The sequence below is a fragment of the Mesorhizobium sp. B2-9-1 genome (genome assembly GCF_006439455.1).
In the GTDB taxonomy this organism is placed as follows: Bacteria; Pseudomonadota; Alphaproteobacteria; order Rhizobiales; family Rhizobiaceae; genus Mesorhizobium.
Genome location: NZ_VFTP01000016.1, coordinates 39,261 through 53,584 on the forward strand (window position 1 = coordinate 39,261; position 14,324 = coordinate 53,584).

Annotated in this window: 12 protein-coding genes; 8 read left to right on the top strand and 4 right to left on the bottom strand. The window is 65.3% G+C overall.

What is annotated here, in order from left to right:
• Positions 1-30: 30 nt before the first annotated feature.
• Together FJW05_RS22210 and FJW05_RS22215 are read left to right on the top strand one after the other, a co-directional pair.
• Positions 31-1,560, top strand: coding sequence for a tlde1 domain-containing protein (locus tag FJW05_RS22210; RefSeq protein WP_246673595.1), 1,530 nt, complete (start codon positions 31-33; stop codon positions 1,558-1,560).
• A 231-nt stretch (positions 1,561-1,791) separates the two neighbouring features.
• Positions 1,792-3,039 (top strand): glycosyltransferase, encoded by a 1,248-nt coding sequence (locus FJW05_RS22215; RefSeq protein WP_140635707.1) that lies wholly within the window; start codon positions 1,792-1,794, stop codon positions 3,037-3,039.
• Between the two features lie 2 nt (positions 3,040-3,041).
• Here the strand turns inward: FJW05_RS22215 and FJW05_RS22220 are convergent, their stop codons facing one another.
• On the bottom strand, positions 3,042-3,800 hold the full coding sequence (locus tag FJW05_RS22220) for a DUF4239 domain-containing protein (protein ID WP_140635709.1): 759 nt from the start codon (positions 3,798-3,800) through the stop codon (positions 3,042-3,044).
• 338 nt (positions 3,801-4,138) lie between these two features.
• Between FJW05_RS22220 and FJW05_RS22225 the strand changes: the two genes are divergently transcribed.
• Both FJW05_RS22225 and FJW05_RS22230 read left to right on the top strand, forming a co-directional pair.
• Positions 4,139-4,924, top strand: a complete 786-nt coding sequence (locus FJW05_RS22225) for a ThuA domain-containing protein (RefSeq protein WP_140635711.1) — start codon at positions 4,139-4,141, stop codon at positions 4,922-4,924.
• Between the two features lie 100 nt (positions 4,925-5,024).
• Positions 5,025-6,083: a Gfo/Idh/MocA family oxidoreductase gene (locus FJW05_RS22230; protein WP_140635713.1), complete on the top strand. Its 1,059-nt coding sequence runs from the start codon at positions 5,025-5,027 to the stop codon at positions 6,081-6,083.
• 216 nt (positions 6,084-6,299) lie between these two features.
• Here FJW05_RS22230 and FJW05_RS22235 read toward each other — a convergent pair whose 3' ends face one another.
• From FJW05_RS22235 to FJW05_RS22245, 3 genes are all read right to left on the bottom strand, one after another.
• The gene (locus FJW05_RS22235) at positions 6,300-7,022 is read right to left on the bottom strand and encodes a 3-keto-5-aminohexanoate cleavage protein (protein ID WP_140635715.1); all 723 of its coding nucleotides are present in this window, start codon (positions 7,020-7,022) and stop codon (positions 6,300-6,302) included.
• 166 nt (positions 7,023-7,188) lie between these two features.
• Entirely contained in the window at positions 7,189-8,121 is a 933-nt protein-coding gene (locus tag FJW05_RS22240; protein ID WP_140635717.1) for a dimethylarginine dimethylaminohydrolase family protein, read from the bottom strand.
• Between the two features lie 34 nt (positions 8,122-8,155).
• Positions 8,156-9,748, bottom strand: coding sequence for an amidohydrolase (locus tag FJW05_RS22245; protein ID WP_181165035.1), 1,593 nt, complete (start codon positions 9,746-9,748; stop codon positions 8,156-8,158).
• 82 nt (positions 9,749-9,830) lie between these two features.
• On the opposite strand from FJW05_RS22245, the gene FJW05_RS22250 reads away from it, so the two are divergent.
• From FJW05_RS22250 to FJW05_RS22265, 4 genes are all read left to right on the top strand, one after another.
• Positions 9,831-10,718: a LysR substrate-binding domain-containing protein gene (locus FJW05_RS22250; RefSeq protein ID WP_140635721.1), complete on the top strand. Its 888-nt coding sequence runs from the start codon at positions 9,831-9,833 to the stop codon at positions 10,716-10,718.
• A 367-nt stretch (positions 10,719-11,085) separates the two neighbouring features.
• Positions 11,086-12,180, top strand: a complete 1,095-nt coding sequence (locus FJW05_RS22255; RefSeq protein WP_140635723.1) for an ABC transporter ATP-binding protein — start codon at positions 11,086-11,088, stop codon at positions 12,178-12,180.
• 71 nt (positions 12,181-12,251) lie between these two features.
• A complete protein-coding gene (locus tag FJW05_RS22260) occupies positions 12,252-13,367 on the top strand; it encodes an ABC transporter substrate-binding protein (RefSeq protein WP_140635725.1) in 1,116 nt (371 codons plus the stop codon).
• A 118-nt stretch (positions 13,368-13,485) separates the two neighbouring features.
• The gene (locus FJW05_RS22265; protein WP_140635727.1) at positions 13,486-14,319 is read left to right on the top strand and encodes an ABC transporter permease; all 834 of its coding nucleotides are present in this window, start codon (positions 13,486-13,488) and stop codon (positions 14,317-14,319) included.
• The last annotated feature ends 5 nt before the right edge of the window (positions 14,320-14,324 follow it).

The following is a 14,324-nucleotide window of genomic DNA, read 5'->3' on the forward strand; positions in this document are numbered from 1 at the left end:
ACTTCGAAAAAGTCTGGTCATCGTTGGGTCGTGGTGCCTGCTGTCGGCGCCGCCCTCGTGCTGTGGTCCGCCGCCACCTTGGCGGGGCTCCATTCGGTGAGCACCTCGCTGACCGCCGCTTCCAACGGATTGCCGCAAGGTCTGCTTTCGCCGCGCAACATCGCGCTTGGCGACCAGCGCCGGCAGATCGCCAACGCCTGGGCGCCGCACCTTGCCGCCCATGACGGCTACAAGGCAGGCTCGCTCACCGGCGGCTGCGACTCCGGCTGCTTCAGCCTCGCGACAAGCTTCAGGCATGACGGCCAAGCTCCTGAAAAATTGAAGAAAGAAGGCCACGCTGGTAAGATGGCGCGCCTCAGGCTGCCGGCGCCCGACAGCGTCGCGCATGAAAACGTCGTGGTGGCTTCGGCCGCCGGGGCCGTCGACCCGTTCGACGGCGTGGTGAAGCGCGCCGCGCTTTCGCCGCAAAAGCTTGCCGATGCCTTTGCCCGCGCCGAGAAGGCGCCGTTCCTGCTGGCCAGCCTGCCTTCGGCGAGCCGCTTTGGCGGCGCGCTGCCGGGAGCCCCGGCGGAAGCCCGCTTCGGTTCGCGGCCGGCCGAAATCGCCGGCGCTTCTGACTTGGCGCTGGCGCTCGCCAACATAGCGCCGGAGGACACGGCCGACCTTCCGACCGCCGTCGCGCTCGAAAACACCGACGCGCCCGATGTCGCCGCCAAATCGGACAACGGCAAGGACGGCACGTACCAGGTCGCCTCGCTGCCGCCGCAGGACGATCTGCCCGACACCATTGCTGTGCCCGGCCTTCGCCCGCGCGCCACGCTCGAACGCGCTACCGAAGCGCCCGAAGAAAATGCCGCCAGGGCGCAGAAGCCCGAAACCCCGAAGCCGCCAGTCGCCAGGGCCAAGCCGCAGCCGGCCGCCGCAGATACTGCGCAAAGCGCGCCGACGGCGGTCTCGCCGAGGAACGGCGACCAGGCCCTGCCGGGCGTGACAGGCTCGAAACCGCTCGTGACCGACTCCAAGCCAGGCAAGCGCAAGGCGCAGGCGTCCGAGATGCTCGCCTATGCCAAGCCCGACACGCCGGAGCGCCGCGGACTCGGCAGCGCGTTCCGCAACCTTTTCAACGGGCCCTCGACGGGCAATGGCGTTGCCGTCTACGATATTTCGGCGAGGACCGTTTACATGCCCGACGGCTCGAAACTGGAAGCGCATTCAGGACTGGGCTCGATGGTCGACCAGCCGCGCTTCGTCAACCGCAAGAATGTCGGCCCGACGCCGCCCGACACCTACAATCTGTCGATGCGCGAGTCGCGCTTTCACGGGGTCGAGGCTATCAGGCTCACGCCGACCAGCGGCAACAACAAATACGGCCGCAACGGCCTGCTCGCGCACACCTATATGCTGCGCGGCGGCCGTGCGGAATCCAATGGCTGCGTCGTCTTCAAGGACTATCACCGCTTCCTTGCCGCCTACAAAAACGGCAAGATCAAGCGTCTCGTCGTCGTCCCGCGCCTGACAAGCTCCCCCACCCGGGTCGCCCAGGAAGGCCGCCAGGGTTAAGCCCTATCCGGCCGGCGAGCTTGTCGCCGGCACTTGCCGATCCCCACTTGCCGATCCGAAAGGCTTCGCGCCGACGTGCGCGGATGCTTGGCATGTCGTCGCCGCTTCGATAGCGACGAGGACGCAACAACGACCCTTCCCAGAAGGTAGATATGGCGCAGCCCGGGCTTGCGGCAAGCCCCCGGCCATGGCGTATCAACGCTGCTCCGAAAAACGACAACGGAGCATGGAATGCGTATCTTGTTATCGACTTACGGCTCGCGCGGCGACGTCGAGCCTTTGGCGGCGCTGGGCGCGGCGTTGCAGGCGCATGGCGTCGAGGCCAGCGTGAGCGCGCCTGGCGACGAGGAGTTTGGCGCCCTTCTGGCCCGCGCCGGCGTGCCGCTGGCCCCGGCCTTCGCGCCGGTGCGCGAATGGGCGAAGGAAATGATCAACCGGTCGCGATCGGCGTCGCCCGAGGACCGGGCCAGACTCATTTCCGGCCAGGCGGCCGAGATCGTCGCCAGGCAATATGAGGCGCTGAGCGCGGCCGCCGAAGGCTGCAACGCCGTGGTGGCGTTCGGCCTCTTTCCATCCTGCGCCGCCGCGCGGCTGGTCGCGGAGCAGCGGGGCATGCGCTACATGTTGGGCACATTCTGCCCCATCTGGCTGCCGTCGCCGCACAACCGGCCGCATGAATATCCGAGCCATCCGCTGCCGGCCGGCGTGACCGACAACCGGCTCCTGTGGGAAATGGACATCCGGACGAAGAACGCCCTCTTCGGCGAAGCGATCAACGGCCATCGCGCATCGCTGGGGTTGTCTCCGGTGCAAAATGTTCGGGACTATGTTTACGGCGATAGGGTGCTGCTCGCCTGCGACCCGACGCTGGGACCATGGCCGGGCTCGGACCTGATCGACGCCGTGCAGACCGGCGCCTTTATCCTGCCGGACGAGCGGACTCTCCCCGACGGGCTCAAAGCCTTCCTCGATGCCGGCCCGCGGCCGGTCTATGTCGGCTTCGGTTCGATCGCGGTCGCCAGGGATGCCGGGGCCGCCGCCATCGAGGCGATCCGCGCCAAGGGCCTCCGTGCGGTGCTCGCGCATGGCTGGGCCGAGCTCAGCCCCGTCGACGATGGCGACGACTGCTTCGCCGTCGGTGAGGTCAACCAGCAGGCGCTGTTCGGCCGCGTCGCCGCCGTCATCCATCACGGCGGCGCCGGCACGACCGTCGCCGCCGCGCGGGCGGGAGCGCCGCAGGTGATCGTGCCGCAGATCGGCGACCAGCCCTATTGGGCGCGACGGGTGGCCGAGCTCGGCATCGGCGCCGCGCATGACGGTCCGGTGCCGACGGCGCAGTCATTGTCGAGGGCGTTGGAGACGGCGCTGGCACCCGAGACCGGCGCCCGGGCGAGCAGTATCGCCGGCAGGATCCGCACCGACGGCGCCGGGGCGGCGGCAAGGTTGCTGATTGAATTGCTGGGCCGGTCCAGCCGGTGAACTCATTGCGTCGTCAGTTCCGCCAGCGCCCTTTGCAGGGGCGCCGGCGAGACCTGGATCGGGCCCGAGAACGGGCTGTCCATGTCGACGATCAGATAGACCGCCGCGGCGACCAGCGCCCCGGAAACGAGGCAGGTGAAGACGACGGTGCCGTTGCGCGGCGCCCGGAAGCCGAAGCTGGCGAAGATCAACGTCAGCCAGGCGACGAGCAGAACGATCAGCGGCGTGGGTATGGCGCCCTCGGACTGTTCGGCCAGTATCCAGCGCTGCTCGATCAGCTTTTGCAGTTGCTGTGTAGCGGCCTGTTGTGCGGCGGTCTGCCTGGCATCCGCCGGCGTCAATCCCGCCAGGATGTCGCCGACCTGGTTGAGCAGCAGTTCCGCCAGCCTGTTCGGGACGACAGTCGTGTCGCTGTCGGCGGCAGAGGTGTCGACGACGCGCTGGACGTATGCGGTCAGCGATTGCCGGGCGCTGTCCGCTTCCGGTCCGTAATGCCGCAGCGTTCGATCAAGCAGGATGAGATCGGTGGCGAAGGTGTGGACGTTGCCGTTGATAGCCTCGAAGGTGTTCTTGGCTGAATTGATCATCAGGCCGAGCATAAGCGACGACATCACCACGAACAGGTTCGCGGCAAGCCGCACCACCGCGCTGGTGTCGTCCTGAAGGTGGTGAGCAGGGAAGCGCTCGTGCAGCATCAGGCTGACCAGCGAGGCCCCGGCCAGACAAGCAAAGATCGCTGCTCCTACAAGCACTTCGCCCATGGCTAATATTGCGCACGGGAAAGGAAGCTTGCCAATCGGCTTCGTAAGTTCGTCATTCTAGGGCGGAGCGACGCGCAGCGGAGTGAAGACCCTAGAATCCATGCCGTTACCTATGAGCATCACGGCGGTTCAGGCTGATCCTTTGTTCTGCAACGCTCTTACACCTCGGCAAGGGTCGCGGCATGGATTCTAAGAGGGTCTGCGCGCGTCGCTTCGCTCCTTGCTCCGCCCTAGAATGACGAAGTCAAAAATTCGCCACCGCAAAGCACCTTCCAATACAGTCCAAAGCCTTTATGTATGAACGTCGGGGCGGCTCCCAATCACTCACGAGGCAATTCATGACAATTCGCGCTGTCGTCTGGGGCGAGAACATCCATGAGCGGACCAATGAGGTGGTGGCCTCCATCTATCCGGAAGGCATGCACGCGACCATCGCCACGGCGCTGAACACCGACGCAGGCATATCAGCCTCGACCGCGACGCTGGAGCAGCCGGAGCACGGCCTGCCGGAAGCTCGCCTGGCGGAAACCGACGTGCTGGTCTGGTGGGGTCACAAGGACCATGGCGCGGTGGCCGACGAGGTGGTCGAGCGCGTAGCGCGCAGGGTCTTCGAAGGCATGGGGCTGATCGTGCTGCATTCCGGCCATTTCTCGAAGATCTTCAGGCGGCTGATGGGCACGCCCTGCACGCTGAAATGGCGCGAGGCCGGCGAGCGCGAGCGGCTCTGGGTAACGAGCCCCAGCCACCCGATCGCCGACGGCATCGGCGAGTTCTTCGAGCTCGAGAACGAGGAGATGTATGGCGAGCAGTTCGCCGTGCCCGAGCCGTTGGAAACCGTCTTCATCTCCTGGTTCCAAGGCGGCGAGGTGTTCCGCTCGGGCCTGACCTACCGGCGCGGCGCCGGCAATGTCTTCTACTTCCGCCCCGGACACGAAACCTATCCGACCTATCACGACGCCACCGTGCAGAAGGTGCTGCGCAATGCGGTGAAGTGGGCGCACAACCCGCAGGGATCGAAGCCCGCCATCCTCGATGCGCCGAACGTGCCGGTCGAGAAGGCGCTGGAGCCGATCGAGGAGCGCGGGCCCAAGCTGCATGCGCGGGGCGAGGCCGGCTTCCGCTAAAAAAGCGCCTCTCCGCTTCGTTTGGGATTGCGCGCAAACAGCGCCCGGGTCACATTTGCCCCGTTATTGAATCGAACCAAATCGCTCAAAGGGACAGAAAATGCGGCTTTTGATACTTGGTACCGGCTGGATGGCGCAGGAACATGCCCGCCGCTTCGGCGCGATCGAGGGCGTCGAGATCGTCGGCGCGGCCGATGTCGATGCGGCCCGCGTCGGCGAATATGCCGACGCCTACAAGATCCCGAGGCGCTTCACCTCGCTGGAGGCGGCTCTCGACTGGGGCGATTTCGACGCGGTCGCCAATGTCACGCCGGACCGCATCCATCATCCGACCACCATGGCGCTGGTCGCAGCTGGCAAACCGGTTCTGTGCGAGAAGCCGCTGGCGGAAAATTTCGGCAAGGCCAGCGAAATGGCCGATGCCGCGGAAGCCGCCGGCATCGTCAACATGGTCAACCTCACTTATCGCAATGTCGCCGCGCTGCAGAAGGCGCGCCGGATGGTGCAGGCCGGCGAGATCGGCACGGTGCGCCATGTCGAGGCGTCCTACCTGCAGAGCTGGCTGGTGTCGAAATTCTGGGGCGACTGGCGCACCGACCCGAAATGGCTGTGGCGGCTGTCGCGCGGCCACGGCTCGAACGGCGTGCTCGGCGATGTCGGCATCCACATCCTCGATTTCGCCAGCTATGGCGCGGCGCTCGATATCGACCATGTCTTCTGCAGGCTGCGCACCTTCGACAAGGCGCCGGGCAACCGCATCGGCGAGTACGAGCTCGACGCCAACGACAGTTTTGCCATGACGCTCGACTTCGCCAACGGCGCCTTCGGCGTGGTGCATGCCAGCCGCTGGGCCACCGGCCACATCAACGAGTTGCGCCTGCGCATCCATGGCGACAAGGGCGGCATCGAGGTGGTGCACAATCTCGACGGCTCGATGCTGAAGGCTTGCGTCGGCGAAAATGTCGAGAACGCCAAATGGGAAGAGCTCGACGCCGGCACGGTGCCGACCAACTACCAGCGCTTTGTCGAGGCAGTGAAGGGCGGCGTGCAGACCGAGCCGACGTTCCGCCACGCGGCCGGCTTGCAGAAGGTGCTGGATCTTGCCGTGGTGTCGGACGAGAAGCGCGCCGAGTTGAGGGCGCACGCGGACACGCAGTGAGGCCTCGCTCGACGCAGGGAAGCGTGGCGTTCTACGGCGCCCCCCTCTGGCCTGCCGGCCATCTCCCCCCACATGGGGGGAGATCGATGTCGCACCGGCTTTCGCCTATTGTTGGCGTCTAAAGAAGCGCAGCCGCGAAGCTGCCAATCTCCCCCCTTGTGGGGGAGATGTCCGGCAGGACAGAGGGGGGCGCTGTCTCGCCAGCCTAGCCATGTTTTATCGAGACCGATAAATCCCGACAGCCGCCGCAACCAGCGCCGCATTGCCATCCGCGACACTGCCGTCCGGCAATTCCTTGCCATCCTCCAGGCCTACCCGCGTCGACAACTTCCTTGCCGCCGCGCGCTCGACAAATGGCCAGACTGTGGCGTTCTCGCCATGCAGCAGGATGGAGCGACGAATGCCGGCGCGTTCCAACACCGTCTCGATGCCGTCCGCCACGGCAAAAGCTTCATCCAGCGCCTGCTCGGAAATCTCGACCAGCACGCGCAGCACCCGGCCGCCATGATCGAGGCCGACCAGGCGCTCGGCGTCGGCAATGGAAGCGAGCCCAGCTTCGATGCCGATGCCGCGCTGGCGCAGGCTTTCCATGACGACGGGCGCCGGCGTCTCGCTGAGATTGACCGAGGCATAATCGGGCAGCTCGCGCCAGCCGGAGATGGCAACCAGCGTGCGCAAATCGTCGTTCTCGATCCAGGCGCCGGTGGAGACGCCGATCAGCGTGCCTGGACAGGCGCGGCGGATTGCTGCGACCGTGCTGTCCATCGCCTCCGGCGCAAGGCTCTCTCTTCCGTCGGCGCCGCGCGCGTGCACATGCAGCTCGGCCGCACCCGCCGCGATCGAGGCTGCGGCGTCGCGCGCCATCGCGTCGGGATCGAGCGGCAATGCGGGGTGGAAGTCGGCGGCTCGGGCGCCGTTGATGCAGGCCTGGACGATCATCGTTGCGGCAATCCTGTTTCGGCTGGCCAGAGCCTAGCCCAGGATCGGATTGGTCGGAACCGGAGCGTCGAAATCTCCTGACAGGCCGCGCGCGGTCATATCCCTCTGGCCTATCGGCCAAAGGGATAGACATTCTTCGTGGCGATTGCCGAACTTCGAGAGTCCGTTATGCCGGCACGCGCTTCAGCGCCTGCGCCATGCAGTGGATGCCGCCGCCGGTCTTGGAGATCTCGCTCATGTCGACGGCCGCGACCTCGAAGCCCTGTGCCTTCAGCTTTTCGATCAGCGTCTTGCTCGACGTCGGTGCGATAACCCTATCCTTGCCGAGCGACATGAAGTTGCAACCCAGCGCCATCGTGTCCTGGAAGGGCACGTCGATGATCTCGTGGCCCTTGCCCTTCAGCCAGTCGACGATGCCGGGCTCGGTGCAGGCGAGGCAGACGGCGGTGAGCTTCTCGGCGACCGGCACCACCATCAGGTCGATGTGGACGTAATATTCGTCGATGAAGGCGAGCCGCGTCTCCCAGCCTTCCTTGTCGAACCAGGCCTGCACCTGACGCGCGCCTTCTTCCTGCGTGCGGGCGCCGCCGCAGCCGATCAGCACCACGCCCTCCTCGATGACGTTGAAATCGCCGCCCTCGAAAGTGCCGGCGGTCACCATGTCGTAGATCGGAATGCCGAGCTTTTCATAGGTGCGGATGGCGGCGTAGTTTTCGCCGCGCCGCCACCAATTGGCCATGGCGGTTATGAAGGCGCCATAGGGCGTCATGACGCTGGAATCGCGCGAATAGACCTGCATCGGCAGCTCCGGTGTCGGCTCGTGCCAGTGGATGTTGACGCCGAAATGCTCGTAGGCCGCGACAAGGTCCTTGTGCTGCGCCTGCGCGATCTGGACGTTGCAGGGCGCTTCACGCAGATGCTTTCGCGACAGCGAGCTGGTCGACAGGTGGCGCAGGAAGTTCGGCGAGCCGAGCAGCACGTCGGTCAGCACATCGGTTTCGTTGGCGAAGCCCCAGGCGGTCAGCGGCTTGGTGCCGCCATTGGGGTTGCGGCGCTGCAGCGAGAACGGCTCGGCGACGATGCGGTCATGGACGGTCATGGTGTTCTCCTCGGGATGGATTGTCGTTGGTCGTTCATGCGGTGGAGGCGGCCGGGATCCACCAGTCGCGCCCACGCGGCGTGGTGACATATTCCGGCCAGCGGAAGTTGATCGGCGGTTCGTAGTCGCAGAGCGGCGCGATCCAGTTTGAGCCGCCGACGCCGCCGCCGGTCCGCCTGACGAACTCGTCCATGGCGGCGTCGCGCGCGGCCTTGTCCTCGAGCAGGCGCAGCGCCGTCAGCGCGACCGTCTTCGCGGCGCAGGTTACCATAGGGTCGATGGTCGCCGGAATGCCGCCCAGCGCGTTCATCGCCCAGGACGGATAAGTATGGCCCGTGACCGCGCGCAGCGCTGGGCGTGCAACGTAGAAGCGCGATGTCGGCGCGTGCCAGCTCATATCGGTGTAATCGTCGGAAGTGGAATTCACCTGCGATGGCGGCAGGTCGCGGCGCAGGATTGCTTCGGCCTCTTGCGGCGAAATCAGCCGCTCCAGCTCGTCGATGAACGGGTTCTCGGTCGCCTCGCCGCCGGCATTGACCTGGACCTCGCGGGCGATCGCCCTCGCCTCTTCGTTCCAGCGCGGCGCGCCGACGGTCGACAGCGCCTGATAGGTGATGCCGGCCATGGCGTGATTGGCCAGCCCCGGACGCGACTTCGACACCCAGTGGCGCTCATGGCGGCAGCCGCTCATCGTCGCCGCGGCTTCGGCATTGCGGTCGAGAACGGCGGTCACCTGCTCGGCCATGGCAATGGTCGGCACGCGGATCATGTACTGGATTTCGGCAAGGCCGGCCGGGAGGTTGTCGGCGGTCGCCTGCCCCGCGGTCAGGATCGCCTCGCTGATCGACCAGCCGCCTTGATGCGTGAGCATGGAATCGCGCAGCGCCTTGGAGGTCATGTACATCATCATCAGCGCGTCGTTGGCGCCGGGCGCCCTGACCGCCGAATGCGCCTGCGGGATGGGTGCTGCGTCGCTGGCGCGAACCCAGTTCTCCGGTTCGTCGCAGATGAAGCGGTAGATCATCGCATAGGCGGCGCCGCAATGCGTGTCCCAGCGCGCCGTGTTGCAAAGCGGCAGCATGTAGAAGGGATGGAAGGAGATCATGCCGGCAAGGCCGTCATAATAACCCTTGGCAGCATGGATAGGCTTGGAGCCCCGCACCTTCTCGGCCGGCTCGCCGGTGAAGCGCAGCGTGCCTTTGATGCCGTGCTCCAGCATCGCCGCCTTGGTGGCCAAAAGTCCGCCGAGGCCGCCTATGCCAAGGCCTGAATGCGGATCGGTATGGCCACCCGCCTCGACGCCGAGGCCTTCACGCGGCCGTTTCACCGAAGCGGCGTCCTGGCAATTGCCGGGCACGGCGTCGTATTCGCCATACATGCCGATCACGGGGCCGTCGCCGTTGGTCCAATGGGCGCAGAAGGCCGTGGGCATGCCGCCCGAGCCTTCCTCGACCGAGAAGCCTTCGCGCTTGAGCCGATCCACATACCAGGCCGCCGACTGGTACTCGCGCCAGGCGGTCTCGCCGAAATCGAAGATGGTGCGCGTCCAGGCCGACAGTAACGGCTGGATGCCGTCGATGCAGGCAAGCGCCGTCTCCTGCGCTGAAGTCGTCACCGGTTCCTCCATGCCTTAAAGAAAGCAGTGAAGCGGCGCATCAAAAAGTGATATGTTTTCCCGGCTCGTGCAAATTCGGTTCACCTGAGGCCTCTTGCGAATACCTTCCACGCAGGCGCTGCGCGCCCTCGACAGCTTCGCCCGTCACGGCAGCGTCTGGCGCGCCGCCGACGAACTCCACCTCACCCGCAGCGCCGTCTCGCATCAGCTGCGGCTGCTCGAGCGTGACCTCGGCTTCGATCTCCTGCAGCGCATCGGCAAGGGCGTGGCGCTGACGCCGCGCGGCCAGCGCTACGCGGCCGACGTCAGAAAGGCGCTGACAGTGCTCGGCGATGCGGTGACGCAGGGCGGCGGCGCCGGCGTCGGCGGCTCCTTCGCCATCTCCTGTCCGCCGGGCTTCGCCTCAATGTTCCTGTGCACCCATATCGGCGAGTTCCAGCAGATGTATCCGGACGTCGCGCTCTCCGTGCTGACGCCACGGCGGCTCGACGATGTCAGCAATGCGGAGGCCGACGCCTTCATCGCCTTCGGCGTCGGCAATTGGCCGAACCGGGCGGTGGAACTGCTGTGCGAGGTCTCCTTCACGCCGCTCTGCAGCCCGACGCTGCTCAACAAGGTCGGCGGATTTTCCAAACCAGCCGACGTGCTGCGAGCCAACCTGCTCCATCTCAGCGATACCGAGGACTGGGCGCGCTGGCTGGCGCTGTCTAAGGTGGAAAATCCCGACACCGAGGGCGGCATCTTCTTTTCCGATATGAATCTCGTCTTTTCGGCTGCGATCGCCGGCCAGGGAATTGCGCTCGGCGACGAACTGACCGGACGCCGGGCGCTGAGCGAGGGCCGGCTGGTCAAGCCGTTCGAAGCAACCGTGCCCTCGCCGCGCGCCTATTTCCTGGTCTTCGAGCATGCCAAGGCCGGACATCCGGTGCTCAACGCCTTCAGCGACTGGCTGCGGGCGAAGCTGTCGGAGAGCAGGCTTTAGGCGGATTGAGAGCCACCGCCCTCTCCGGTCGTCATCCTCGGGCTTGACCCGAGGATCCATGCCGTGGCGTTGGCCCAAGGGTGCGGCGGGTGAGAATTCTGGACCGTTGCAACGCTCGTAGGTAACGGTATGGATTCCAGGGTCTGCGCGCGTCGCTTCGCTCCTTGCTCCGCCCTGGAATGACGACGGCACGCACGCTTTGGCTAATCGCGAACGTTCGTGAGCACGTCGAACGCTCATAAACGCTCCGGCCGCCCACCAACCCTCGCCACCCGTGAATCAAATTTGCCGATCGGGCGAAAACTATTCGGTTGCGGTGAGCCGCAGCCGTGCCTACGATTTGATCGACCGTGAGGAAAGAGGCAGAATGCAGCAACCCGGCCGGGCCGCAGAGATCAAGGCGAACGGGATAGGCAAGAGCTTCGGCTCGTTCCGGGCGCTGGATAATCTGACGCTCGATATCGGCCGCGGCGAGTTCCTGACGCTGCTTGGGCCTTCCGGCTCCGGCAAGACCACCTTCCTGATGATCCTGGCCGGCTTCGTGCAGCCGAGCGAAGGCAAGCTTTTCAGCGACGGCGTAGACATCACCAATCGGCCGGCCGAGCAGCGCGCCGCCGGCATGGTGTTCCAGGGCTACGCACTATTCCCGCATATGAGCGTGGAGCAGAACATCGCCTTCCCGCTCAAGGTGCGCAAGAAATCCACTTCCGAGATCAAAAACCGTGTCGGCGAGATGATCGAACGCGTCGGTCTCAATGGCCACGAGAAGAAGCTGCCGGCGCAGCTTTCCGGCGGCCAGCAGCAGCGTGTGGCGCTGGCCCGCGCGCTGGTGTTCGAGCCGGGCGTGCTGTTGCTCGACGAGCCGTTCTCGGCGCTGGACAAGAGCCTGCGCGGCCAGATGCAGGCCGAGATGAAGCGGCTGCACCAGGAGACCGGCACCACCTTCGTCTTCGTTACGCACGACCAGAGCGAGGCGCTGGCACTGTCGTCGCGCGTCGCCATCTTCAACCACGGCAAGCTGTTGCAGGTCGGCAGGCCTGACGAGGTCTATAACCGGCCGACCAACCGGTTCGTCGCCGAGTTCCTGGGCGAGATCAACATGCTGCCGGTGAAGGGCGTGCGTCCCGCCGACAATGGCGCGACCGGGCTCTGCGAGGACCGCGCGGTCAACATGCGATGCAAGGCCGAGGCGATCAAAGGCGACGCCATCCTCGCCATCCGCCCCGAGGACATGTCGATCGCGCCGGAAGCGTTCGCCAACCAAAACGGCATCGCGGCGACCGCTGTCGCCTCGACTTATCTCGGTGCCGCAACCAAGCTCGACCTCACCACGCGCCAGGGCGCCAAGGTCACCGTATCGGTGCCGAACGAGGTCGCGGCCGCGGCGCTGAGCAAAGGCAATTCCGTCTGGCTGACCTGGCCGGCGGAAAAGGGTTTCCTCCTTCCGGACGGAGGACAATAGAGAGCGCCGCCGCGGCCTTAATTCGCCGCCCGGCTTCCGGTTCAAAATCAACGACAACAAGGGGAACTGACATGACGAACGAAACCAAGAAACAGACGATCGAATCCCTCGCCGAGCGGGCCAAGCGCGGCGAGATCTCGCGCCGGCAGTTCGCGCAGCTTGCGGGCCTCGTGCTCGCCGGCACGCCGATGCTTTTGCGCTCGACCGGCGCTCAAGCCGAGACCAAAGGGCTGGTGCTGGTGAACTGGGGCGGCGACGCCATAACGGCTTACGATGCCGCTTACGGCCAGGCCTTCACCAAGGAAACAGGCATCCCGGTCAAGATGGACGGCTCCGGCCCGACCGAAGGTGCTATCGCCGCGCAATACAAGAGCGGCGCGCCGACCTGGGACCTGGTCGACGTCGATCCGTTCTCGGCCATCACACTCGGCGGCCAGGGCATGCTCGAGCCGATCGACTACAAGGTCGTCGACAAGAGCAAGATGCGGCCGGGCTTCGGCTGGGAATATGCCGCCTCGACCTACTTCTTCTCCTATGTGATCGCCTATGACTCGCAGAAATTCGGCTCCAACGCGCCGACCGGGATGGCCGACTTCTTCGACGTGAAGAAATTCCCCGGCAAGCGCTCGCTCTACAAATGGGGCGTGTCGAGCTGGGAAGCGGCGCTGCTGGCAGACGGTGTGGCACCCGCCTCGCTCTATCCGCTGGACCTAAAGCGCGCGCATGACAAGATCGCCGCCTTCAAGGAAAACGTCGTCTCCTATTGGGGCGGCGGCGCCGAAAGCCAGAGCGTATTGCTCAACGGCGAAGCCTCGATGGCGATCGTATGGTCGACCCGCGCCTCGTTGATCGAGCAGGACTCCGGCGGCCAGATCAAGTTCGTCTGGGACCAGGGCCTGATCTCGCCCGGCGCGCTGGCGGTGCTGAAGAACAATCCCGGCGGCAAGGACGCGGCGATGAAGTTCATCGCCAGCACCCAGGATCCGCAGAAGGAGCTGGTGATGTTCGACAAGCTCGGACAGGGCCCGGCCAATCCGGCGGCCGATGCGCTGATCCCGGCCGACAAGAAGCGCATCAACCCGGTCGATCCGGACAACATGAAGAAGCAGATCCCGCTCGACATGGATTGGTACGCCAAGAATTACGGCGCCGCGCTCGACGAATACACCAAGATCATCTCGGCCTGAGAGCGGGATGCATTTTGATGGATTGGGGCATCCCGCTCTGTCTTTTTGTTGGTCGCATTTGTGCGACGCCAAGTGATTTCACTTGGCTGCAAAATGCTCTGCCGAGATTTTCCGACCGATGAGAGGCCCCCTCTCCGACAGGATGGGCGCGGCGCTGTTGATGGCGCCGCTGCTCCTGTTTTTGCTCCTTGCCTATGCCTGGCCCTTCCTCGGCGTGGTGAAGTGGAGTTTTACCCTCCCAACGCCAGGCCTCGGCCAGTACCACGCCTTGCTCACCGACGACCTTGTGCAGTCGGTGTTCATCCGCACGCTGCGCATCGCGGCGATCGTCACCGTGGTCTCGGTGACCGCAGCCTATGCCATCACCGTGGTGTGGGTGCGCGGCAGTCCGGCGCAGCGCGTGCTTGCCGAGTTCTGCATCCTGGTGCCGTTCTGGATCTCGGTGCTGACGCGCGCCTTCGGTTGGGTGGCGTTGCTCTCCAATCGCGGCCTGATCAACACCTGGCTGCAATCGATCGGCTTCATCTCGGAGCCGCTGACTTTGGTGCGCAATGAATTCGGCGTCATCGTCGGCATGTCGCATTTTCTCGTCCCCTTCGCGGTGTTCCCGCTGGCATCCGCCATGCGCAGCCTGGACGAGCGTGTGCTGCTTGCGGCGCGCGGCCTCGGCTCCAGCCGCATGCGCACATTCTGGACGGTGTTCGTGCCGATGACGCGCTCCGGCATCATCGGCTCGGCGCTGATCACCTTCGTCTTCTCGCTCGGCTTCTTCGTCACGCCGGCAATCCTGGGTGGCGGCCGCAGCGTGATGATCGCGGAGCTGATTTATCTGCGCATCTTCCAGAGCCCTGACTGGGGGCTGGGCGCGGCGATCAGCGTCGTGCTGGTGGTGTTCGTCGGCGCGCTGATGGCGCTGCTGTTCCGCTACGTCAAACCGAAGCAATTGGTGTAGCCAAG